Source organism: Enterobacter sp. UPMP2060 (genome assembly GCF_053709655.1).
On sequence record NZ_JBSKJQ010000006.1, the window covers coordinates 228,497 to 251,709 of the forward strand.

The following is a 23,213-nucleotide window of genomic DNA, read 5'->3' on the forward strand; positions in this document are numbered from 1 at the left end:
CGTTGCCGTTTTTAGGGTTTGCTCCCTCTCCCTGTGGGAGAGGGCCGGGGTGAGGGCATCAGGCCGCACTTATCAGCGCCGACGTTGCCAGACCCACAATCCCGCAATCGCCAGCGCAAACAGCCCACCAAACCCGACGCCAATCCCCACCACCGGCACACCCACTTTTACCGCCAGCGAGTAGAGCCCCAGCATTAATAACATTGCCAGGTTTTCACCCAGGTTTTGTACCGCGATGGCGTTCCCCGCCCCGACGGTCTGCTTGCCACGTTCCTGCAGTAACGCGTTCAGCGGCACCACGAAGAAACCGCCCAGAATACCAATCAGGATGAGGAGGACATACGCAGGCAATAATGCATGTTGCAACGAGAAAATAAGTACCACGACGCCAATCAGGATCCCTGCGGGCATGCAGCGTGCTACCGTCTCGAGCGTCACCAGCTTCGCCGCCGCACCTGCCCCCACCACAATGCCGATAGCCACCATCGCGTTAAGATAGGTCGGCGTCGCGTTGTCGGTAATCCCCAGAGCTACCGGCACCCACAGCACCAGCAGGAAGCGCAGCGTGACGCCCGCGCCCCAGAACATGCTGGTTCCCATCAGGGAAAAACGCGTTTCTCCGTTACGCCACAGCACGCGACAGGCGGTAAAGAAACTGCCGGTCATTGGTTTAAAGCGCCAGGATTGCCCCGGGCGAGCCACCGGCAGTTTGGGAATAAACAGGTTCGCCACAACCGCCCCGCCATACACCACCGCGCAGATGCCCAGTGCCGCCAGGACATGCCAGTCGGCCAGTACGCCGCCCGCGACGGATCCGAGCAGGATTGCGGCAATGGTTGACGACTCCATCAGGCCGTTGGCTTTCACCAGCTTATCGCCCGTGGTCAGCTCTCCGAGAATGCCATACTTCGCCGGGGAGTAGGCGGCAGCGCCGATGCCCACCAGCGTGTAGCCAATAAACGGGTTGAAGCCAAAGCAAATGCTGGCGGCACCCAGCAGCTTGAGGCCGTTGGCAAACATCATCACCCGGCCTTTCGGGAAACTGTCCGCCACCTGCCCGACGAACGGAGCAAAGATAATGTAAGCGCCCACAAACACCATCTGCAGGATCGGCTGGCTCCAGTCGGGGTAAAACTCGGCCTTCAGCAGCGCCAGCGTGGCAAACAGCAGCGCGTTATCACCGAACGCAGAGAGAAACTGTGCGGCGATAACGGCCATCATGCCTTTCGACCTGAGTGATGTGTTAGTGTGTACTGACTCACGCATTTTGCTGTTCCGCCTCTTCAACCATGCCTTTCAGGGTCACGAAATCGGGCTTCCCGCTACCCAGCACCGGGAGCTGCTTCAGGTAGCGAATATCGCGCGGCACCGCCAGTTCAGGAATACCGTGTTCACGCGCATAGCTTAGTAACCTGTCGCGCTTAAGCTCAGCGTCGGTCGTAAACAGCACCAGCGCCTCGCCTTTGCTGGCATCGCTCTTCACTACCGTCGCATGCATCTTATCCGCGGAGACGGCCGTCGCCAGTTGCTCAACCATTTCCAGCGAGACCATTTCACCGGCGATTTTGGCGAAGCGCTTCGCGCGTCCCTGAATCTGTACAAAGCCTTGTTCATCAAAACGGACAATATCACCGGTGTCGTACCAGCCGGTTTCAACCTCGCCGTTGACGTTTTCAGCCGTCGGCACCTCAAGCACGCCTGGGTTTTCCACGCGCAGATAACCGTTCATCACGTTTGGCCCTTTCAGCTGCAGACGGCCACCGTATTCAATGCCCGGCACGGCCAGCAGACGCGCGTCCATCCCCGGCAGAATTCGGCCCACCGTACCCGGCTTCGCCGCCATCGGAACGTTAATCGAGACCACGGGAGCACACTCGGTAACGCCATAGCCTTCGAGAATGCGCAGGCCAAACTTGTCCTGCCAGATCTGACGCGTGCTCTCCTGCAGTTTTTCCGCACCGGCCACCACATACCGCACGCGATAGAAGTCATACGGATTGGCGAAGCGCGCGTAGTTGCCGAGGAAGGTTGAGGTGCCGAACAGGACGGTGCAGTTACGGTCATACACCAGCTCCGGCACAATGCGATAATGCAGCGGACTTGGGTAGAGGAACACTTCTGCGCCGGTCAGCAGCGGCGTAAACAGCCCCACCGTCAGGCCAAAGGAGTGGAACAGCGGCAGCGCCGACATAAAACGGTCATTCGCGGTAAAGTCGGCAATGCTTTTGATCTGCTCAACGTTCGCCAGAATGCTCTTGTGGCTGTGGACAACGCCTTTCGGGTTGCCCTCCGATCCCGACGTGAAGAGGATAATCGCGTCATCTTCCGGCTGCTGTTTGACCTGCGCCAGACGCGGCATCAGCAGGTGAGCAAAAATCCACAGCTTGTCGCCGGTGGTCACGTCCGCTTTCAGATCCTCCAGGAAGACCCAGCGCACCTGGGTGAGCTGCTCGGGAAGATGCCAGAGCTTGCCTTTGTCCAGGAACTGACGAGAGGTAAAGACGGTATTAATCTGCGCAGCGGTAATGGCGCTGGTCAGCCCTTTCACGCCCGCCGTGTAGTTCATCATTGCCGGGATACGCCCCCGGGAAACCGCACCAAAAATCACCGCCGCGCTGATGCCCGCGTTAGGCAGCATCAGGCCAATCTTTTCGCCCTTCTTGCTGTACTTCTCCAGAATACGGCCCACAAACAGGGTCTTGGTCAGCAGCTTGCGATAGGTATCCGGGGTAAAGTTGATGTCTTCGATGCAGTTTTTCTTCGCGCCATAGCGGTGCTGCGCGGAAAGCAGGGACTCGTACAGCGTTTCGCGCGGGCGCACGGCCATGCGCGCTTCCATCATAATCTGATGCAACATTTCCCCGGCGATTTTACGGCGATCGCGGGCACGCGGCGCGTCCGGCATTGGTAACGACGTGGGCGGCAGAATATGCAGCGTGATTTTTGGGAACAGACGCTGCTTCACCAGCCCCTTCAGGCGGCTGAAATGGGTCAGTTCTGCGCCTTCAATGCGCAGCGGCACCACGGTCGCTTTTGATTTCGCGGCAACAAACCCCGCCCCGTCATAGATTTTCATCAGCGAACCGGTCACTGAAATACGCCCTTCCGGGAAAATAACCACCGGACGCCCCTGCTCAACCAGACGCACCAGATGCTTAATCATCATCGGCTTTGTCGGGTCGAGCGGCACAAAATCAATCAGCGGCGTGAGCCAGCGCATGTACCACTGCTGGCTGATAGAGGTATAGACCGCAAACACCGGGCGCACGGGTAAAAATAGCGCCAGCAGAATGCCGTCTATAAAGGAAACATGATTTGGTGTGATAAGAACGCGTTCACCGCGAAGCGCCTGGGCATCGCCAGTGACGCGGATGCGAAAAAGAATACGGAACAGTGTACGGAAGAACCCAAATAGCATCTCAACTCCCTTTGCCGGCCAGTGTGGAGGGTTGATAGTAAATGGTGGCAGATTACACGAGAAGTGATACGGGAGCGACAGCAAAAGTGGAGGCGAAAAAAAACCTGCGCATCCGCGCAGGTTGGTGCAAGAGATGAGTACGAAACCGTACTAAGAATTCTCACCAATCAATACCTCTGGGATCTTGATTGTGGCCGTTCGCCCTGCGCTTCGCCAGCAGGAAAACGCAAGGGAATGAGCCTAAGTGCAACCAGGTGTGAATATTCTCTGTTGCTGTTACAGATTGAACTATCAGGCAAAAAAAACCTGCGTAAAAACGCAGGTTGGTGTAAAGCGTGTTAATCAACCGGAGTTGATTCCACCTATCAATACCTCTGGGACTTTGACTGTATCAACCTCTTTGACCACCTCGCCATCGGCCAATCGCAACAGCCTGACGCAAAGTGTAACCAAAGGTTCAGATTGACATTCTTCAGACATGAATGCGCGTGTAACGATTACACTACCAGGGTTGTCCTGCGTCACGTTTGTGGAGCGCGGAAATCCGCTCCCCTTGAATGCGCGCCGCTTTTCCGCAACACTATTTGGTGTGTAAACGCTTACCCCCAATAAGAAGGTAATGAATGGCGACAATAAAGGATGTGGCCCGTCTGGCAGGTGTGTCGGTGGCAACCGTCTCTCGTGTGATTAACGACTCCCCAAAAGCCAGTGACGCATCGCGCCAGGCGGTACAAACCGCCATGGAATCCCTGAATTATCATCCCAATGCCAATGCCCGCGCGCTTGCCCAGCAGTCCACCGAAACCATTGGGCTGGTAGTGGGTGATGTTTCCGACCCCTTTTTCGGCGCCATGGTGAAAGCGGTTGAACAGGTCTCTTATCAGACAGGCAATTTTTTGCTGATCGGCAACGGCTATCATAATGAGCAAAAAGAACGTCAGGCCATCGAGCAGCTGATCCGCCACCGCTGCGCGGCGCTGGTAGTTCACGCCAAAATGATCCCGGATGCCGAACTGATTCACCTGATGAAGCAGATGCCCGGGATGGTGATCATCAACCGCATTATTCCCGGGTTTGAAAAACGCTGTGTGGCCCTCGACGACCGCTACGGTGCCTGGCTTGCGACCCGTCATCTGATTCAACAGGGCCATACCCGGATTGGCTATCTCTGTTCCAATCACCCGATTTCTGATGCGGAAGACCGCCTGCAGGGCTACTACGACGCCCTGCGCGAAAACGGCCTGCCGTGCAATGACCGTCTGGTGGCCTACGGTGAACCGGATGAGAGCGGCGGTGAACAGGCCATGACCGAGCTGCTGGGTCGTGGACGAAATTTCACGGCGGTTGCCAGCTATAACGACTCGATGGCCGCAGGGGCAATGGGGGTGCTGAATGACAACGGGATTGAGGTACCGGCAGAAATTTCGCTGATTGGCTTCGATGACGTGCTGGTCTCTCGCTACGTGCGCCCGCGTCTGACCACCGTACGCTACCCGATAATCACCATGGCAACGCAGGCCGCCGAGCTGGCGCTAGCGCTGGCTGAACAGCGCCAGCCGCCGGATATTACGCATCTGTTTAGCCCGACGCTGGTTCGCCGTCACTCCGTTGCTTCACCTGCGGAAGCGCAGAGCGAATAGCGATAGAGGTGAACCCGCGTGTTGGGGTATTCCAGCCCATCACCGATATACTGCCAGCCGTAACGTTCGTAAAAGTCGCGGCAGGCAGACCAGAGGTGCAGTTCTTCATATCCCGCCTGCGCGGCCCAGGTAATAACGTGCTGCTGTAGCTTTCCTGCCAGCCCCTTGCCTCGCGCCGCGTCGTCAACGTAGAGCGCCGCCAGCCACGGAAAGAGATCCTGACGGGTGATCAAATCGCAGCGCCAGAGCCCTACCGTACCAACAAGCTGTTCGTCTTCTACGGCGATAAAGGTCAGCGGTAATGCTCCCGGCGTCTGGCTGTGCTCAATGATGCTGTGGAAAAATTCACGAGAAAGCCCTTCGCCAAAGGCCTGCCAGAGCCAGTCGGTGACCTGCTCCGCATAGTGCGGTGCCTGGTAAAGCGGGAGGATGGCTATATTTTTCACGTTTCACCTGCGTTTTCTCATGTATTTGCTGGCCTGTCGCCCCAGCTCGGTTCGGCGATTATTTTACCAGAGTCAGACTATTTAGTTTTACTTCACGCAGGCCAGACGAATCGTGACCAAAAAGCGTGATCGTGGCAGAAGTTTTGCGCTTCCCGCATCGCTTATACGCCGTGAGGTCTGTGTTAAACTGCAAATCATTACGTGGAAGCAGGAATGTAGAATGGCAACAATGCTGGATGTCTCACTGCGTGCGGGCGTGTCGAAGGCTACCGTCTCGCGCGTGCTGAACGGCACAGGTCAGGTTAAAGAGAGTACGCGTCAGCAGGTCTTTGCTGCGATGGAAGAGCTGGGATATCGCCCGAACTTTCTCGCGCGTTCGCTGGCTAACCAGACCAGCAACAGCATTGGCCTGGTCGTCTCGACCTTCGACGGCTTTTACTTTGGTCGTCTTCTCCAGCAGGCGTCGCGGCAGACGGAAACTCACGGGAAACAGCTGATCGTCACCGACGGTCACGACGCGCCGGAACAGGAAGAACAGGCGGTGCAGATGCTGGCCGATCGCCAGTGCGATGCCATCGTGCTTTACACGCGCTACATGAGCGAAAAAGCGATCGTCAAACTGATGAACACCGTGAAAACGCCGCTGGTGGTCATTAACCGTGAAGTGAGCCAGGCGCCGGATCGCTGCGTGTTTTTCGAACAGCAGGATGCCGTATTTAAGGCCGTGGATTACCTGATCGCCCAGGGCCATCGGGAGATCGCCTGTATCACCGTTCCGATCCATACCCCAACCGGGAAAGCGCGGCTGATGGGCTACCGTAAAGCGCTGGAAAAGCACGGCATTCGTCTGGACGAGCGTCGGATAAAGTACGGCGATGCGGGAATGACGCGGGGATACGAGCTGTGCAAGGAGTTGATTGCCGACGGAGTGCCGTTTAGCGCCCTGTTTGCCTGTAACGACGATATGGCCCTGGGGGCGTCCAAAGCGTTACACCAGGCGGGGCTTAAAATTCCGCAGGATATTTCACTGTTCGGCTTTGACGATGCCCCAAGCGCGAAATGGCTGGAGCCTGCGCTCTCATCGGTTTATCTGCCCATCGACAATATGATTGTCACGGCCATCGATCAGGCGATCCGGCTGGCAAAAAACCAGCCGGTCAATGCTATCCCGCCGTTTACCGGCACGCTGGTGTTACGCGATTCGGTCACAACGGGGCCGTACTTTCATCAGATGAGTTCTAAAGCCAGCAGTTCCTGAATGGTCTGGCGACGACGGATCAGCCGTGCCTTGCCGTTATCAAACAGCACTTCCGGCAGCAGCGGGCGGCTGTTGTAGTTAGATGACATCGACGCCCCGTAGGCACCGGTATCATGCAGCACAAGATAATCACCCGGTTTGACCTCTGGCAGCGCGCGAGTCTCCACTTTGCCACCTTCCTGCTGGGTAAACACGTCACCCGATTCGCACAGCGGGCCCGCAACGACCGTCTCAACGCGCGGCGCCTGCGTTAAATCACGGCCGTCGGCAGCCAGTGCGGTAATGTGGTGATAGCTGCCGTACATGGACGGACGCATCAGATCGTTAAAGCCTGCATCAATCAAGACGAAGTGGCGAGACCCCATCTCTTTGACGCTGCGCACCTGCGAAACCAGCACGCCGGCTTCCGCCACCAGGAAACGACCCGGCTCAATTTCCAGCTTCACCGCGTGGCCCAGATGCGCGGCAATTTGGTCGCGCGCGGCGCTCCACAGACCGTAATAGTGATCGGTATCGATCGCCTCTTCGCCTTCGCGATAAGGAATGGAGAGGCCGCCACCGGCGGAGATCGCCTCCAGATCCTGACCGAAGTCGACAACCTGGCGCACCATCGCACCGCACACCTGCTCCAGGTGGCCGTAATCGACGCCAGAGCCAATGTGCATATGAATCCCCACCAGCTTCAGGCCATAGCGCTGTAATACCTCCAGCGCCGCAGGCATATCGGCATACCAGATCCCGTGCTTGCTGTTTTCACCGCCGGTATTGGTTTTTTGGCTGTGACCATGACCAAAGCCTGGATTCACGCGCAGCCAGACGCGATGGCCGGGAGAAACCTGACCCAGCTGCTCCAGCATATCTACAGAACCGGCATTCACCGGGATCTGCAGTTCGTGGACGCGCGCAAGCGTCGCATCGTCGATCACATCGGCGGTGAAGACGATCGCGTCGCCGTCGGCTTTCGGATCGAATCCGGCCGCCAGCGCGCGCTCGATTTCGCCAAGCGAAACGGAGTCGACCTTCACGCCCTGCTCACGCATCAGGCGCAGAATATGAATATTGGAGCACGCCTTCTGGGCAAAACGCACCACGTCAAACTGATGCAGGGCGGCGATCTTCTCGCGAACGATCTGCGCGTCGTAGACCCACACCGGGCAGCCAAACTCGGCAGGCAGGCGCAGCAGGTTGTCGGCGTTCAAATCGGTCTCAGTCTGGTTCAGCGGGCGTGGCATGGTCTTCTCCGGGTAAATGCGTTTTGAAGATTACGCCACAGCGCGAAGAGAATAAAAAATATCGTTTTATCGCGAGTCTATGCAAAAATGATATGGACAGTTATCTGCTTTCAGGTGCCCTATGCCCGCCGTCAATTTACGCCACATCGAGATTTTTCACGCCGTGATGACCACCGGCAATCTCACCGAAGCCGCACAGATGCTGCATACCTCGCAGCCGACGGTGAGCCGCGAGCTGGCCCGGTTCGAGAAAGTGCTGGGGCTGAAGCTGTTCGAGCGCACCCGGGGCAGGCTTCACCCGACGGTGCAGGGGTTGCGCCTGTTCGAGGAAGTCCAGCGCTCCTGGTACGGACTGGACAGAATAGTGAGTGCTGCGGAAAGCCTGCGCGAGTTTCGCCAGGGCGAGCTGTCGATCGTCTGTCTGCCCGTCTTTTCGCAATCCTTTTTGCCGATGCTGCTGCAGCCCTTTCTGGCCCGATACCCGGAGGTCAGCCTCACTATCGTTCCTCAGGAATCCCCCCTGCTTGAAGAGTGGCTTTCGGCCCAGCGCCATGATTTAGGCTTAACCGAAACCCTTTCCACGCCAGCGGGAACGGCACGCACGGAGCTGATCTCGTTAGATGAAGTGTGCGTTCTGCCCGCCGGACATCGGCTTGCCGGTAAGGCAGTGCTCACGCCGGAGGATTTTCACGGGGAAAACTACATTAGCCTTTCGCAGACAGACAGTTACAGACAGCTGCTGGATACGCTGTTTGCCGAGCATCAGGTCAAACGGCGAATGGTGGTGGAAACGCACAGTGCGGCTTCGATTTGCGCGATGGTGCGTGCAGGCGTCGGCGTCGCGGTGGTGAATCCGCTCACGGCGCTGGACTATGCCGGAAGCGGGATCGTCATCCGCCGCTTTAGCGTGTCCGTCCCGTTCACCGTGAGCCTGATCCGCCCGCTGCACCGTCCGGCTTCCGCGCTGGTGGACGCTTTCACCGAACACTTAATGGAGCACGCGCGTCAGGTGGCGCTTCGCTTACCTGACCTGCAAAACCCCTTATGACAGCATAAACGCCACGGCATCTGCCGCGTGAATGGCGGTGGTATCAAATACCGGGATGGGGCTTCGCTCGGCCGGCACCAGCAGACTAATCTCGGTGCACCCGAAGATCACCCCTTCTGCCCCCTGCTGCGCCAGCTTTTCAATCACGCTGACGTAATACGCCCGGGAAGATTCGCTGAAGGTACCGAGGCAGAGCTCGTCAAAGATAATCTGATTGATGCGCGCCCGATCGTCTTCATCCGGGATCAGGCTCTCGATCCCAAATTCACTGTGCAAACGCCCGCGATAAAAATCCTGTTCCATGGTGTAGCGTGTGCCCAAAAGCGCTACGCGGCGCATCCCGGATGCCGCAATCGCACGCCCGGTCGCGTCCGCGATATGCAGAAACGGCAGCGAGCAGCGGTCCTCAATATGCGACGCCACTTTGTGCATGGTATTGGTACAAAGCACGATACCCTCGGCGCCGGCACGCTCCAGTCCCAGCGCCGCCTGGGCCAGGATCTCTCCGGCTTTACCCCACTCCCCGCTCGACTGGCAGGCTTCGATTTCATGGAAATCAACGCTGTGCAGCAGCAGGCTTGCGGAGTGCAGACCACCCAGACGCTGCTTTACCCCTTCATTAATCAGGCGGTAATAAGGGATTGTCGATTCCCAGCTCATTCCACCTAACAGGCCGATCGTTTTCATCATCCCTCCTTTTCTTTGTTTCTTTTTTAACACAACCGAAGTACATAAAAAAAGGCGCTGTATTCAGCGCCTTTTTAAACTGCAGAGCTTATTTCGCCACCGGCTCTGGCGGCGAAGTACGGGTGAGCATCGCCTCGCGAAGTAAAACGCTACCGCAGGCAAACATCCCCCCCAGAAGCGCCGCCAGAACAACAATCAGAGCCTTGCCCGGGCCATCCTCTTTCACCGGCATGGAGGGAGAAAGCTGGTACCTGAATGGCTCAAGTTTAACATCGGCGAAGGAGAGCTTTTTCAGCTGTGCAAGGTAGTATTCCCTGTTCTGGAAATCCGCATTCAGCTCGGTCACGTCCTTCAAATTTTTTTCAATCTGCAGCTTTTGCGCGATACCGTCAGCACCGAGCGCAACGGAGTAATCCGGGTCATCTTTTACGGCCTGCCCGTTGCTGTAAACCGGCCTCTTGATGCCTGCGGCATTTGCCACTTCCAGCGAATAATTCAGTCGCTGCAGGTTGGTATTGTGAATATTGGTCAGACGAACTCGATCCAGTTCCAGCTGCTGCTCAACGACGTTCGTTTTTAGGGCGATCAGGTTGCGGATATTCTGCACCGTCTCTTTTTCTACAATAGCCGCGATATAATCAATGTACCCCGCCAGGACGGCTTGCGCATCGTCAGCTGTCGGTGCAGTGAAGCTCAATGTCCAGGAAACATAAGGTGTTTTATCCGCCTCTTTTCCCTGAGCGTTATTCACCGCTTTCATTCGATCTGAAATGTTGACTATCGCGCGATGCAGCTCAAGCGGATCCACCGTGGTGCCTTGCAGCTTCGATGTTACGTAAGGAGAGGTTGTCATATACTCTTCGAGCAATGACTGTGACTGGAACTTTTTAATAAACAGGTCAAAAGTTTGCGGACGGGTGATCTTCACGTCCACATCAAGCACCTGTAACGCCACCATCATCTGGCGCAGTGGGTTCCACTGCAGCTGTTCTGCCGGGGTGATCACCGCTTTACTGGTCCATTTCTGCGGCAGTAAAAATGAAACGGCCAGCCCCACCAGCGCGAAAGTAAAGATAATGGCGGCGATACGTTTTTTCGCCGCCAGAAGGACCTCAAACAATCCCAGAAGATCTATCTCTTTTGCGCTTACAGCCGGGGCGGCAAAACGGGGAAAGTCGAGGTCCGTGCTTTTTCTTAAATCCATTTCTGACATAGTGATTCTTCTTTTTCCGGATGCAACGCGTCTTTGCTCAATTGATAGCGGTGGCCCGACAATTCAACAATCTAAGAAAAATCCTAATGCCAGTTCCCTCTCTGTGTCTACTCCCTACCAGAGTTAGTAGTGATCTTAGTCACATTATTATTGTGGCTAAGCCACCTTTTTCTTTTCCAGTTACGGCATAGAGTGAAGCCTTCTAACATGCAAAACAATCACACGCCGATGTTCCGCAGTTTCTCTCCTGCCATCAGCTTGCGCTCGATATGTTCCAGCGTCACGCCTTTGGTTTCCGGGATCAGCCAGAACGTAACGCCAATAAACGCTACGTTCAGCACTGTATAGAGCCAGAAGGTTCCGGCAGCGCCAATCGCATCCAGCAGCGTCAGGAACGTCGCGCCGATGATCATGTTCGACACCCAGTTGGTGGTCGTGGAACAGGTGATGCCAAAGTCACGGCATTTGAGCGGCTGAATTTCGGAGCACAGGATCCACACCACCGGCGCGGCGCTCATCGCATAACCTGCGATACACATCATGGTCATACCGACAGAAAGCCAGGAAAGCCCGCTTGAGGCCGTGCCGTTATCAAACTGCATCAGGCAGTAGCCCAGGATCAGCGTGCCGAGCGCCATCACGCTGAAGCCAATTTTCAGCGCCGGTTTACGCCCGGCTTTGTCCACGGTGAATACCGCAATAAAGGTGGCGAACATGAAGGTCAGCCCGACCACCAGAGTCGCAATCATCTGCTGTTCCGTAGTGGTAAACCCGGCCATTTTGAAAATGCGCGGCGCGTAATACATGATGATGTTCATGCCGGTGAACTGCTGCATTGCCTGCAGCAACATGCCGAGGAAGACCGCGCGGCGCACGTTGCGGTTGATCTTAAACAGCGCCCAGCCGCCCTGCTTTAGCTTCAGGCTTTCGCGGATTTCGTTCAGCTCTTCGCGCGCTTTTTCCGAGGTATCGCGCAGCATGCGCAGAACCTCTTCTGCCTCCACGTGACGCCCTTTTTGCGCCAGCCAGCGCGGGCTGTTTGGCAGGAAAATCACCAGGACGATCAGCACCAGCGCCGGTAAGGCCAGCACGCCCAACATCGCGCGCCAGTTGCCGCTGTAGCTGAAGTAGGTGTCAGACAGGAACGCCAGCACAATACCCAGCGTGACCATCAGCTGATACATGCTGATCATCTTGCCGCGCACGTTTTCGCTCGCCATTTCGGAGAGATAAAGCGGCGCGGTGTAGGAGGCAATCCCCACCGCCACGCCCAGCAGCACGCGGGAGAGCAGGAGGATTTCAACGTTAGCGGCAAACGCCGAGCCAATGGAGCCGGCAACGAACAGAATCGCCCCGACCATCAGGCTGTATTTGCGCCCCAGGCGGAACGACAGCCAGCCGTTGAACAGCGCGCCGATGGCCGCGCCGAGCATCATGCTGCTCACCACCCACTCCTGCAGGCGACTGCTAAGGGTAAAGTGATCGGTAATAAACGGTAATGCGCCGGCAATGACGCCGATATCCAGTCCAAATAACAGGCCCGCCACGGCGGCGGCAATGGAGACAAACTGGTTCATGCGGCGAGTATCGCGCAGCGCAGCGGGCATTAGGGTAGAGTCATTTATCGATGTCATATTTTTCCTGCCTCAACAGCAAAATTCGTTAACTGAAATTACGAGAAAGCGAAGAAAAGTGTCAGGCAGGAAATCGCGAAGTTATGGATTATTCCGCTACGGCATACGGTTCTGTGATGGACATTACAATTTCAACTCGTGGCGAATAATCACGTATTTTTACTAATCAGTTAATATTTAAGCAATAAAAGTGTGATTACCGTCATTTGCGATTTTTTAGTATGGATTTTTCATCTTTATCGATATGGACTAAGCCAATTATTGCGCAAAAAAAACCTCCGCCCACAGGCAGAGGTTCTTAATACAGGTGGAATTAACGCGCCAGCCAGCCGCCGTCTACAGCCACGGTGTAACCGTTGATGTAATCCGATGCGGAGGAGGCCAGGAAGACAATCGGCCCCATCAGATCGCTCGGCAGACCCCAGCGTCCCGCAGGGATACGCTCCAGGATCGCCGCGCTGCGCTCTTCGTCAGCACGCAGCTGCTGCGTGTTGTTGGTCGCCATGTAGCCCGGCGCAATCGCATTCACGTTGATGTTATGTTTCGCCCATTCGTTTGCCAGCAGGCGGGTCACGCCCATTACGGCGCTTTTGGACGCGGTGTAAGACGGCACGCGGATGCCGCCCTGGAACGAGAGCATAGAGGCAATGTTAATGATCTTGCCGCCTTTCCCCTGGGCAATAAAATGCTTCGCCGCCGCCTGGGACATGAAAAATACGCTCTTGATGTTCAAATCCATCACGTCATCCCAGTCGCGCTCGCTGAAGCTGATCGCGTCTTCGCGGCGGATCAGCCCGGCGTTGTTCACCAAAATGTCGATATGACCGAATTCAGCCACTGCGCGGTCCAGCAGTTCAGGAATGGCATCGATTTTACGCAGGTCAGCGGTCAGGCTCAGGAAACGGCGGCCCAGGGCCGTCACGCGTTCGATGGTCTCAGTCGGTTCAACGATATTAATTCCGACGATATCGCAGCCCGCTTCCGCCAGGCCTAACGCCATTCCCTGACCCAGCCCGGTGTCACACCCGGAAACCACAGCCACTTTCCCCTGCAGAGAGAATGCATCCAGAATCATGTTTATTCCTTACTCTTTCAGAGCCTGTCACTCACAGGCAGGTTTATGCTTCACCGCCCGCGACTAGCGCAGATCGCTGACCGCAACGTGGTCCATATCATCAAAGACCTGGTTTTCCCCCACCATTCCCCAGATAAAGGTGTAGGCTTTCGTCCCTACGCCGGAGTGAATGGACCAGCTCGGTGAAATCACCGCCTGCTCGTTGTGCATCACGATATGGCGCGTTTCCTGCGGCTGTCCCATCATGTGGAATACGCAGGCGTCCTCATCCATGTTGAAGTAGAAGTAGACTTCCATCCGGCGCTCGTGGGTATGGCACGGCATGGTGTTCCACAGGTTGCCCGGTGCCAGCTCGGTCAATCCCATGCTGAGCTGGCAGGTCTCCAGCACGTCCGGCACGAAGTATTTATTGATGGTGCGGCGGTTGCTGGTGAGGTTGTCGCCCAGCGTCACGGGTGCGACGTCTGCGGTGGTCACTTTTTTAGTTGGGTAGGTGGAGTGAGCCGGCGCGCAGTTGTAGTAAAACTTCGCAGGCCTGCTGCCGTCGATGCTGGCAAAGACCACGTCTTTCGCCCCTTTACCCACGTACAGCGCCTCGCGATGGCCAATCTCATAGCATTTTCCGTCTACGGTGATGGTGCCCGGCCCGCCGATGTTAATCACCCCCAGCTCGCGACGCTCGAGGAAGTAGCTCACGCCCAGCTGTTTACCGACCTCACCGCCCACGGAGACGCTTTTCGTGACCGGCAGAATCCCGCCCACAATGATGCGGTCGATATGGCTGTAAACCATGGTGTACCTGTCGGCCTCGAATACCTGCTCGACTAAAAATGCATTGCGCAGCCCCTGAGTATCCAGCGTTTTGGCGTGCGCACTGTGGATGCTTTCTCTGACGTCCACGGTAACCTCCAGATGTGATCATGCCCGAAGGCGGAAATAAACGAAACAGCGTTCCGTTTTTCATAATGAGCACATACTATCGGCATAAAGCGGGCTTTTCAATTATATTTAAAACAACGTTTCATTTTTATTTTTGTTTATAGCGAAAATGATGTTCGGATCACAATTCAACCGCCGTGAGAAAAAGGACGCGAAAAAAAACCTCCCGGAGGAGGTCATTTTGAATGAGGAGAGGTTAGCGTTCGATGGCCAGCGCCACCCCTTGCCCGCCGCCTATACAGAGTGTGGCAATCCCTTTGCGGGCATTGCGCTTTTTCATTTCGTGAACCAGCGAAACCAGGATTCGGCAGCCGGACGCACCGATAGGATGGCCCAGCGCGATCGCGCCGCCGTTAACGTTGACCCGCAGGGGATCCCACTCCAGCATTTTTCCGACGGAGATCGCCTGCGCGGCATAGGCTTCGTTCACTTCGATCAGATCCACATCCGAAAGCTGCCACCCCGCGCGCTCCAGGCAGCGGCGGGTCGCGTAGACCGGAGCGATCCCCATCAACGCAGGATCAACCCCTACGCTGGCGAACGCCTTGATGCGGGCCAGGACCGGAAGATCGAGTTCAAGGGCTTTGCTTTCGCTCATCATCATAACGGCGGCAGCGCCGTCGTTAATGGAAGAGGCATTTCCCGCCGTCACCGAGCCCTGCATTTCAAACGCGGGGTTCAGCCTCGCCAGGCCTTCAGCGCTGGCGTCGGTGCGCGGCTGTTCATCGGTATCCACGAGGATACGCTCGCCGCTCTGACGCTGCGTGCTGACCGGGACAATCTCGTCGCGAAAGCGACCGGAATCAATTGCCGCACGCGCTTTTTGCTGCGAGCTTAGCGCATAGGCATCCTGCACCTCACGGCTGATGCCGTACTCGCGCGCCAGGTTTTCCGCCGTCACGCCCATATGATAGTCATTGAACGCATCCCACAGCCCGTCATGCACCAGGCTGTCGAGCAGCTGACTGTTGCCAAGCTGTGCGCCGGTCCGGCTGTCGGTCAACACGTGCGGCGCGCGGCTCATATTCTCCTGCCCGCCCGCTATGATCACGTCCGCTTCACCACACTGAATGGCTTGCGTCGCGAGATGCAGCGCTTTTAATCCTGAACCACAGACGTCGTTGATGGTGATGGCCGAAACGGTATTGGGCAGCCCGCCCTTCAGCGCCGCCTGACGCGCAGGGTTTTGCCCGGCACCGGCCGTGAGGACCTGTCCCAGGATCACCTCATCAACTTCATGTGCTGCGATCCCGCTGCGTTCCACCAGCGCTTTTACCACCACGCTGCCCAGGTCAACCGCCGAGTGACGCGCGAGCGCTCCCTGAAAACAGCCGATAGCTGTACGCAACGCACCCACTATTACGACATCTTTCATCACGACCTCTGTGTTAAATGACATGACGATAGTAGAGGATTGTTACTGGCAATTATCTTAATTGTTTAAAAATAGTGAGTTTAATCACAAGGATCAGCGCGCATCCTGCAGATACTGCCGCAGCCAGCTGCCGGCAACGCCGGGAGGGGATCGTTTATTCCACAGCAGATCGATGCCGATCGCCCGCGGCCAGCCGGGAACATTGAGCTGTACCAGGGATTTCGCGGCGGCAAATTCATCCACCAGCGCGCACGGCAGCACGCACCAGCCAAATCCCTGTACCGCCATACTCAAGAGTAACAGGTAATTCGGTGCTGACCAGACGGGCCCGCGCGCGATCTCAGCCTCGCGCTCAAGATAGGTGCTGAGCCGCAGCTCTCGCCAGCCGTGCAGCTCGTCATGCTGAACGTCATGTTGTCCGGCCAGCGGATGCGTGGTCGCGACGTAGATCGCCATGCGGGTCTGCATCGGCAGGCGGGTGACGCCAATATCCGTAGGGTAACCGTCGCGCGCTTCCGTCAGGCCAATCTGCGCTCGCTCCTTTTGCAGCAGATCGATCACGTCCTCTTCCTCGCCAATCAGACATTCGAATTCCGTATGGGGAAAATGCGCGTCAAACTGTTTCATCATCTCTTCCAGCACGTCCGGGTTGAGGGTATCGGAAAGGACAAACGTCAGACGCGCCTCCGTTTGCGCCGTTAGCGATACCGCCAGCTCATCCAGCCGCGTGCTGGCGGCCAGGATGGCCTGCACGTAGCCCAGCACCTGTTCTCCCTGGACCGTTAACACCGGCTGGCGCGCCGAGCGGTCAAACAGCTCGAAACCGAGATCGGCTTCAAGATTGGCAATCGACGTGCTGATCGTCGACTGGCTTTTACGCAGCCGGCGTGCGGCAGCGGAAAAAGAGCCCGCCGCAACGGTCTCGACAAACGCCTTAAGGGCTTCGGGTGAATAGCGCATAACCTATCTACTTTAGCGATGGATACTATCTTTAATATATCAGCTTTAGCGATGAAAATAGGCTGCATCAACGCCCATACCGGCGAATTAATGAGGTCTATGACTATGCAACATCAGGATGCACTCCAACGTAAACTGCCGGAGCGGATCTTTCATGCTGTCTGTTTCGAAGGGATCGCGACGGCGATCCTCGCCCCTACGGCGGCGTGGCTGATGCAGCGTTCCGTAGTGGAGATGGGTGGGTTGACCATTATTCTGGCCACCACCGCCATGCTGTGGAACATTCTTTATAACTTCGGCTTCGACCGTTTCTGGCCGGTTCAGCGCGTCAAACGTACTGCGAAAGTGCGCGCGCTGCATGCGCTGGGGTTCGAATGCGGGTTTATCGTGATTGGCGTGTCGATTGTCGCCGCCGTGCTGGGCGTTACGCTGCTTCAGGCATTCACGCTTGAAATAGGTTTCTTCCTGTTCTTCCTGCCGTACACCATGTTCTATAACTGGGCATACGATAGCCTGCGCGAGAAATTTCTTAAGCGTCGCCAGCAACGGCGCGCCCTGGCAGGCTAAACCGCCTCTGGCCGGACGCCCGTTCCGGCCAAACTCCGTCGAAGCAACTGCGCTCTTCAGGCATAACTATGGTAAATTGCACGCCATTCCGATGGTTTGATAGTTGATACGTTGCTCTAATGTCGAAAATTTGGTCAAAAGATGAGACTCTCTGGAGTTTCGCTCTCTATGGCACGGCCGTGGGCGCAGGAACGCTGTTCTTGCCCATTCAGCTGGGCTCCGCAGGCGCTATCGTCCTGTTTATTACCGCCCTCGTGGCCTATCCCTTAACCTACTGGCCGCACCGGGCGCTGGCGCAATTTATCCTGTCGTCGAAAACAAAAGGCAACGAAGGGATCACCGGCGCCGTCTCGCACTATTACGGCAGGAAGATAGGCAACCTGATCACCACGCTCTATTTCATCGCCTTCTTTGTGGTGGTACAGATTTATGCGGTGGCCATCACCAACTCGCTCACGGAGCAGCTGGCGAAACACCTGACGGTGGATACCGCCGTTCGCGTGCTGGTCAGCCTGGGGGTGGTGCTGGTTCTGAATCTGATCTTCCTGATGGGGCGCCATATCACGATAAAAGTGATGGGCTTCCTGGTGTTTCCGCTGATTGCCTATTTTCTGTTTGTCTCGCTCTACCTGACCGGAAGCTGGCAACCCTCGCTGCTGACCAGCCAGATGGCGTTCGATCGTCATACGCTGCATCAGGTATGGATTTCGATTCCGGTGATGGTGTTTGCTTTCAGCCATACCCCGATTATCTCAACGTTTGCCGTTGACCGTCGCGAGAAATTTGCCGACGGTGCTATGGATAAATGCAAGAAAATCATGAAGGTGGCATACCTGATCATCTGCCTGAGCGTGCTGTTTTTTGTCTTCAGCTGTCTGCTCTCAATTCCGCCGTCGTACATTGTGGCCGCCAAAGAGCAAGGGGTAACGATCCTGTCCGCGCTGTCGATGATGCCTTCTTCTCCGGCGTGGCTGGGCATTTCCGGGATTATCGTGGCGATTATTGCGATGTCGAAATCGTTCCTCGGCACCTATTTTGGGGTGATTGAAGGGGCGACGGAGATCGTGAAGTCGTCGCTCAATCAGGTGGGCGTGAAAAAGAGCCGCGCCTTTAACCGCGCGATTTCCATTATGGGGGTGTCGTTAATCACCTTTGCCGTCTGCTGCATTAACCCGAACGCCATTTCGATGATTTACGCCATCAGCGGCCCGCTTATCGCCATGATCCTGTTTATCATGCCGACGCTGTCGACGTATCTGATCCCGTCACTGAAACAGTACCGCTCCATTGGCAACCTGCTGACGCTGATCGTCGGCGTGCTGTGCGTGTCGGTGATGTTTGTCGGCTAAACGCCCTGCATGCCCGGCGTTCTGCCGGGCATGCCTCTCAGTCTCGCCCTGCTGATTCCAGCGGAAAAGGTCTGTCCTGCACGACCGTTTTCATCACAAGCGTAGAGCGAAGGTGCTGCACGCCGGGCATGGCGGAGAGCTTCTCGTCGTAGAGTTTCTGGAAAGCGGACAGGTCGCGGGTCACGACGTGCATCAGATAATCGGGATCGCCAAACAGACGCTGTGCCAGCACGATCTGCGGGATTTCCTCCACCGCCGCTTCAAACGCGCTAACCGCCTTTCTGTCACCCTCCTTCAGCGTCGCAAACACTATCGCCAGGAAGTTGAACCCCATTTTGGCGGGGTCGAGGCTGGCACGGTATCCCGTTATCGCCCCGCTTTGCTCCAGCGCCCGCACGCGACGATGGCACGGCGAGAGGCTCAGATTCACTCTTTCCGCCAGCTCGGTCAGGGATAAACGGCCATCAGACTGTAGCTCAGCAAGAATTTTTCGATCGATGCTATCCATGTGGAAGATTTTCTCATTTTCACGGTGTTATGAGCATAACATTGAAAGCCTATTTCGCAGGGTTAGCGATATTCTTTTTCTCAACGTTTGACGCACTGCGGGAGTTTTCACGACGATGGAAATGAGTATTGTGGCCGGCTTTTGGGTGGTTTCTTTTCTGCTCATCATGACGCCGGGCGCCGACTGGGCCTACGCCATTAGCGCCGGGATTAACGGGCGACGCGTGGTACCGGCGGTGATGGGGTTAATGTCCGGGCATCTGTTAGCTACGCTGATTGTGGTGGCTGGCGTGGGCGTAGTGATTGCTCAGCATCCGCTGGCGTTAACCGGGCTGACCGTTGCGGGGGCCGTGTATCTCCTCTGGCTTGGCATCGGGCTGTTGCGTCACCCGGCCGCACCGGAAAAGGCCACCCACCATGCGGGAAACTGGAGACAGTGGGCGGTGAAAGGGCTCTGCATTAGCGGCCTTAACCCGAAAGTCTTTTTGCTTTTCCTGGCGCTGCTTCCGCAGTTTACCGACCCGACCGGAAGCTGGTCGCTAGCGATGCAAATGTCCGCGCTTGGCGTGATGCACCTTATCACCTGTACGCTGGTCTATCTGCTGGTGGGGTATGGTTCGAAAGCGGTACTGGCGACCCGGCCACAGGCGGCGCGTAGGGTGAGCATGGCGTCAGGAGGGATAATGGTGCTGATCGCGATGGTATTGCTGTTTGAGCAGGTAAGATAAAAAAACACCGGCCATCGCCGGTGTTATTTACGCCCGAATATCGTCATATTCCCGCGTTTTATCAAACTCATGCTTCGCGAACGGGCACAGCGGGATAATTTTACGGTTCTCACCGCGCATCTTCTCCACCACTTTCGCCACCAGCTGTTTACCGACGCCCTGCCCTTTCAGGCTTTCATCCACGTCGGTGTGCTCGATAATGCTCAGGTGCTCGCCGGTCGGTACAAAGACAATCTCCGCGACCTGGTTGCCGTTCGCATCATTGACGTAAAACTTGTTATGGCCTTCCAGAATATCCATGGTTCCTCGCTTATTTTTGGCGATACTTCAGCGCACCGCTCGGGCAGGTATCAATCACGCGTACAACCGTTTCAACGTCCACTTCATCGGGAATGATCCACGGCTTACGTTTCAGATTAAACAGCTTTGCGCTCCCACGCACGCAGTTACCTGAGTGTTTGCAGATCCCGGTATTGAAGTAAACGTCAATTTTCTCGCCGGTATAGGCCCGGTAACCCGCATCCAGTAGTTCTTTATCCATGACATTGCCTCTGTAATTATTATCGTGCTGAATGAAGCATAGCCTTACGGGATCCTGATGGCTATAACGCCGAAAACGAAAAGCCAGGTCACAACTCTTTTCTCGCCAGATTGCGTCCGCTATTGGCCCATGTCAGGCTCGGCAAATGTCACTTTTACATAACTTCCGCAGGCTGAATGAAACGCAGACTCTCTTTTCAGGTAAAGCTGTTTTTAGCGCTGGTGTGCTTCTCCTGCCTGCTGTTAGTTCTGCTGGGAACAATCCTGTTCCATTTTATTGACCGACAGCTCCATCACGATCTCGGCCAGCGCGCCCGGGTTCAGGCCAGCCAGATCGCGCTGATGCCGGGTCTGGCGGCAATGGTAGCGGCCAGAGATATTCCGGGAATAGCCCGGTTAATTCAGCCGCTGCGCGCCGAAAGCGATGCCAGCTACATTGTGATTGGCGATACCGAGGAGCAGCACCTTTATCATTCGGAATCCCCGGAGCGTATTAATTTACCGATGATCGGCGGGGATAATGCCGAGGTGTTAAAGGGCAAAACCATTATTTCCGTGCGTCAGGGCGGAATTGGCGTGTCGCTACGCAGCAAAGCGCCCATCTTCAACGCGCAGCATCAGGTGATTGGTATTGTCTCGGTCGGCTATCTGACCTCGTATATTGCCAATATTAACGCCCGCATTCTCTGGCAGTCCGGACTATACGGCGCAGCGCTTCTGCTGCTGCTTTTTATTTTCTCCTGGCTGTTTACCCGCAATTTAAAAAAACAGATGTTCCGGCTGGAGCCGAAAGATATCGCTCAGCTGGTTTTGCAGCAGCGCGCGCTATTAGAAGCCATGTACGAAGGCGTATTTGCCGTTAATGGCGAGAAGCAGCTGATTTTAATTAACCGCGCGGCACGCGAAATGCTGGATATTCGGCAAAGTGAGAAAGAACTTATCGGGAAACCGCTGGAAGACATTCTGCAGACGGCGCCGGGGTTTTTATCCCAGCGCTACGCCTCGGTGAGCGCTGGCAGCCACGACCAGATTGCGGTGCTGAACCAGCGCGAGGTGATCGTCAACCGGGTAGCCATTGAGGTCGAACCGGGCGTTGAAAGCGGTTGGGTGTACAGCTTTCGCGACAAAAACGATATTAACACCCTCAGCAGCCAGCTCAGCCAAATCAAACGCTATGCGGATAACCTGCGCATTATGCGCCACGAACAGCTGAACTGGACCGCCACTCTGGTCGGGCTACTGCAGATGAAACATTATGACGAGGCGATCCGTTACATTCAGGTGCAGTCAGAAGGCGCGCAGCGCGTGCTGGACTTTGTCTCAGCCCATTTTGTCTCCCCGGCGCTGTGCGGGCTGCTGCTCGGAAAATACGTCAGCGCGCGCGAAAAAGGCATCGAGCTGCTGTTTGACCCCGCCTGCCAGCTCACCCGGATGCCTGCCGCGCTGAGTGAAACGGAGCTGATGTCCATTATTGGTAACCTGCTGGACAACGCCGTGGAGGCGACACTCAACGCGCCGGTCCACGCGCCGGTAGAACTCTACATTTCTGACCGTAACCAGGAGCTGCTGATCGAGGTGGCTGACCGGGGCTGCGGGGTGGACGATGCGTTGAAGCCGCACATTTTCCGCCAGGGATTCAGCAGCAAGCCGGACAGCGAAAACGACATTGTGGGTACCGAGCACGGTATTGGCCTGTTCCTGGTGGCAGGATATATCGACAAGGCCGGCGGCAGCATTGAGATTGCCGACAACACGCCGCAGGGCACTATTTTTTCTGTGTTTATTCCGAATGGGCAACAGCATGACCCGACCACTTGACGTTGTGATAGTTGAAGATGAGCCGCACCTGGCGGAGCTGCATCGCGAGTATATCGAGCAGAATTTCCATCTGCGCGTGGTGGGCATCGCCGCGTCGATTGAGCAGGCATGCAGCCTGATTCGTCAGCACCAGCCGCGACTTATCCTGCTGGACAACTATCTCCCGGACGGTAAAGGCGTAGAGCTCATCGATAATCCGCTGCTGAAAAGCTACGAATGCTCGGTGATCTTCATCACCGCCGCCAGCGATATGCAGACCTGCAGCCACGCCATGCGCAGCGGCGCGTTTGACTACCTGATTAAGCCCGTCTTTTTCCAGCGCCTGCACGCCTCGCTGGAGCGGTTTATGCGTTTCATCCACACCGTGCAGCAGGTGAAGGTGGTCGACCAGCATGCGCTGGATCGCCTGTTTAACCTGCCCGCCGCGGAAGCCTCCATTACGCCGTCGACGAAGGGCATTGAACCCCAGACGCTGGAACGGATTAAAAACCTGTTCGCCGAGCATCCCCATACCGCGATGTCGGTTGAAGAGGTGGTGGAAAACGTGGGGATTAGCAAAACCACGGGCCGTCGCTACCTTGAATACTGCGTGGAGAGCGGGTTAATCAGCGTCGAAATGCTGTATGGCAATATAGGTCATCCGCGAAGGTTATACCGCAAAGCGCCCGATAAACCGTAATCCAGAACCGTTCACAGGCTAACGTTCGCGGATTTTATGGTGTTAATTGCTGAAACGACGGCGACAATCACACTTCGGAATCATTGCCCGCTTCACCCTC

Annotated in this window: 22 protein-coding genes; 8 read left to right on the forward strand and 14 right to left on the reverse strand. The window is 56.2% G+C overall.

Features of this window, described 5'->3' with window-relative positions; translation table 11 throughout:
• Positions 1 to 72: 72 nt before the first annotated feature.
• A complete protein-coding gene (gene lplT / locus ACWKXN_RS14700) occupies positions 73 to 1,266 on the reverse strand; it encodes a lysophospholipid transporter LplT (protein ID WP_045888656.1) in 1,194 nt (397 codons plus the stop codon).
• Positions 1,259 to 3,418, reverse strand: a complete 2,160-nt coding sequence (gene aas / locus ACWKXN_RS14705; protein ID WP_454543964.1) for a bifunctional acyl-ACP--phospholipid O-acyltransferase/long-chain-fatty-acid--ACP ligase — start codon at positions 3,416 to 3,418, stop codon at positions 1,259 to 1,261. The genes lplT and aas overlap by 8 nt, the downstream gene beginning before the upstream one ends.
• Positions 3,419 to 4,041: 623 nt before the next feature.
• On the opposite strand from aas, the gene galR reads away from it, so the two are divergent.
• Positions 4,042 to 5,058, forward strand: a complete 1,017-nt coding sequence (gene galR, locus ACWKXN_RS14710; protein ID WP_023309052.1) for an HTH-type transcriptional regulator GalR — start codon at positions 4,042 to 4,044, stop codon at positions 5,056 to 5,058.
• Here galR and ACWKXN_RS14715 read toward each other — a convergent pair.
• Positions 5,019 to 5,495 (reverse strand): GNAT family N-acetyltransferase, encoded by a 477-nt coding sequence (locus ACWKXN_RS14715; RefSeq protein ID WP_064673566.1) that lies wholly within the window; start codon positions 5,493 to 5,495, stop codon positions 5,019 to 5,021. The genes galR and ACWKXN_RS14715 overlap by 40 nt on opposite strands.
• A gap of 229 nt (positions 5,496 to 5,724) precedes the next feature.
• Between ACWKXN_RS14715 and ACWKXN_RS14720 the strand changes: the two genes are divergently transcribed.
• Positions 5,725 to 6,762 (forward strand): LacI family DNA-binding transcriptional regulator, encoded by a 1,038-nt coding sequence (locus ACWKXN_RS14720; RefSeq protein ID WP_454543965.1) that lies wholly within the window; start codon positions 5,725 to 5,727, stop codon positions 6,760 to 6,762.
• On the opposite strand, the gene lysA is transcribed toward ACWKXN_RS14720, so the two are convergent.
• Entirely contained in the window at positions 6,732 to 7,994 is a 1,263-nt protein-coding gene (gene lysA, locus ACWKXN_RS14725) for a diaminopimelate decarboxylase (RefSeq protein ID WP_047060034.1), read from the reverse strand. The two genes, ACWKXN_RS14720 and lysA, sit on opposite strands and share 31 nt — an antisense overlap.
• A gap of 121 nt (positions 7,995 to 8,115) precedes the next feature.
• Here lysA and ACWKXN_RS14730 point away from each other — a divergent pair, with 121 nt between their 5' ends.
• On the forward strand, positions 8,116 to 9,042 hold the full coding sequence (locus ACWKXN_RS14730; protein WP_033146451.1) for a LysR family transcriptional regulator: 927 nt from the start codon (positions 8,116 to 8,118) through the stop codon (positions 9,040 to 9,042).
• Here ACWKXN_RS14730 and ACWKXN_RS14735 read toward each other — a convergent pair.
• The 7 genes from ACWKXN_RS14735 to ACWKXN_RS14765 form a co-directional block, all read right to left on the reverse strand.
• Positions 9,037 to 9,729 (reverse strand): aspartate/glutamate racemase, encoded by a 693-nt coding sequence (locus ACWKXN_RS14735; RefSeq protein WP_454543972.1) that lies wholly within the window; start codon positions 9,727 to 9,729, stop codon positions 9,037 to 9,039. The two genes, ACWKXN_RS14730 and ACWKXN_RS14735, sit on opposite strands and share 6 nt — an antisense overlap.
• Positions 9,730 to 9,817: 88 nt before the next feature.
• Positions 9,818 to 10,942 (reverse strand): LPS O-antigen length regulator Wzz(fepE), encoded by a 1,125-nt coding sequence (gene wzz(fepE) / locus ACWKXN_RS14740; protein WP_454543966.1) that lies wholly within the window; start codon positions 10,940 to 10,942, stop codon positions 9,818 to 9,820.
• Between the two features lie 218 nt (positions 10,943 to 11,160).
• Entirely contained in the window at positions 11,161 to 12,576 is a 1,416-nt protein-coding gene (araE, locus tag ACWKXN_RS14745; RefSeq protein WP_032660200.1) for an arabinose-proton symporter AraE, read from the reverse strand.
• 313 nt (positions 12,577 to 12,889) lie between these two features.
• Positions 12,890 to 13,651, reverse strand: a complete 762-nt coding sequence (kduD, locus tag ACWKXN_RS14750) for a 2-dehydro-3-deoxy-D-gluconate 5-dehydrogenase KduD (RefSeq protein ID WP_033146454.1) — start codon at positions 13,649 to 13,651, stop codon at positions 12,890 to 12,892.
• 63 nt (positions 13,652 to 13,714) lie between these two features.
• The gene (kduI, locus tag ACWKXN_RS14755) at positions 13,715 to 14,551 is read right to left on the reverse strand and encodes a 5-dehydro-4-deoxy-D-glucuronate isomerase (protein WP_039263316.1); all 837 of its coding nucleotides are present in this window, start codon (positions 14,549 to 14,551) and stop codon (positions 13,715 to 13,717) included.
• A 235-nt stretch (positions 14,552 to 14,786) separates the two neighbouring features.
• Complete coding sequence (locus ACWKXN_RS14760; protein ID WP_038417283.1) at positions 14,787 to 15,965, reverse strand: acetyl-CoA C-acetyltransferase; 1,179 nt, start codon at positions 15,963 to 15,965, stop codon at positions 14,787 to 14,789.
• Positions 15,966 to 16,058: 93 nt separating this feature from the next.
• Positions 16,059 to 16,925: a LysR family transcriptional regulator gene (locus ACWKXN_RS14765; RefSeq protein WP_214580326.1), complete on the reverse strand. Its 867-nt coding sequence runs from the start codon at positions 16,923 to 16,925 to the stop codon at positions 16,059 to 16,061.
• Between the two features lie 105 nt (positions 16,926 to 17,030).
• Between ACWKXN_RS14765 and ACWKXN_RS14770 the strand changes: the two genes are divergently transcribed.
• Both ACWKXN_RS14770 and ACWKXN_RS14775 read left to right on the forward strand, forming a co-directional pair.
• Positions 17,031 to 17,492, forward strand: coding sequence for a multidrug/biocide efflux PACE transporter (locus ACWKXN_RS14770; RefSeq protein WP_039263312.1), 462 nt, complete (start codon positions 17,031 to 17,033; stop codon positions 17,490 to 17,492).
• Positions 17,493 to 17,611: 119 nt separating this feature from the next.
• The gene (locus ACWKXN_RS14775; RefSeq protein ID WP_048979854.1) at positions 17,612 to 18,841 is read left to right on the forward strand and encodes an amino acid permease; all 1,230 of its coding nucleotides are present in this window, start codon (positions 17,612 to 17,614) and stop codon (positions 18,839 to 18,841) included.
• Between the two features lie 37 nt (positions 18,842 to 18,878).
• On the opposite strand, the gene ACWKXN_RS14780 is transcribed toward ACWKXN_RS14775, so the two are convergent.
• Positions 18,879 to 19,349, reverse strand: a complete 471-nt coding sequence (locus ACWKXN_RS14780) for an Lrp/AsnC family transcriptional regulator (protein WP_023309067.1) — start codon at positions 19,347 to 19,349, stop codon at positions 18,879 to 18,881.
• Between the two features lie 115 nt (positions 19,350 to 19,464).
• On the opposite strand from ACWKXN_RS14780, the gene ACWKXN_RS14785 reads away from it, so the two are divergent.
• A complete protein-coding gene (locus ACWKXN_RS14785; protein WP_039263308.1) occupies positions 19,465 to 20,076 on the forward strand; it encodes a LysE family translocator in 612 nt (203 codons plus the stop codon).
• A gap of 27 nt (positions 20,077 to 20,103) precedes the next feature.
• Here the strand turns inward: ACWKXN_RS14785 and ACWKXN_RS14790 are convergent, their stop codons facing one another.
• Both ACWKXN_RS14790 and yjdI read right to left on the reverse strand, forming a co-directional pair.
• The gene (locus ACWKXN_RS14790; RefSeq protein ID WP_008499687.1) at positions 20,104 to 20,376 is read right to left on the reverse strand and encodes a GNAT family N-acetyltransferase; all 273 of its coding nucleotides are present in this window, start codon (positions 20,374 to 20,376) and stop codon (positions 20,104 to 20,106) included.
• A 10-nt stretch (positions 20,377 to 20,386) separates the two neighbouring features.
• Positions 20,387 to 20,617, reverse strand: coding sequence for a 4Fe-4S mono-cluster protein YjdI (gene yjdI / locus ACWKXN_RS14795; RefSeq protein WP_008499689.1), 231 nt, complete (start codon positions 20,615 to 20,617; stop codon positions 20,387 to 20,389).
• 176 nt (positions 20,618 to 20,793) lie between these two features.
• Between yjdI and ACWKXN_RS14800 the strand changes: the two genes are divergently transcribed.
• Positions 20,794 to 22,434 (forward strand): ATP-binding protein, encoded by a 1,641-nt coding sequence (locus ACWKXN_RS14800; protein ID WP_048975230.1) that lies wholly within the window; start codon positions 20,794 to 20,796, stop codon positions 22,432 to 22,434.
• Positions 22,418 to 23,113: a response regulator gene (locus ACWKXN_RS14805; RefSeq protein ID WP_454543967.1), complete on the forward strand. Its 696-nt coding sequence runs from the start codon at positions 22,418 to 22,420 to the stop codon at positions 23,111 to 23,113. The genes ACWKXN_RS14800 and ACWKXN_RS14805 overlap by 17 nt, the downstream gene beginning before the upstream one ends.
• The last annotated feature ends 100 nt before the right edge of the window (positions 23,114 to 23,213 follow it).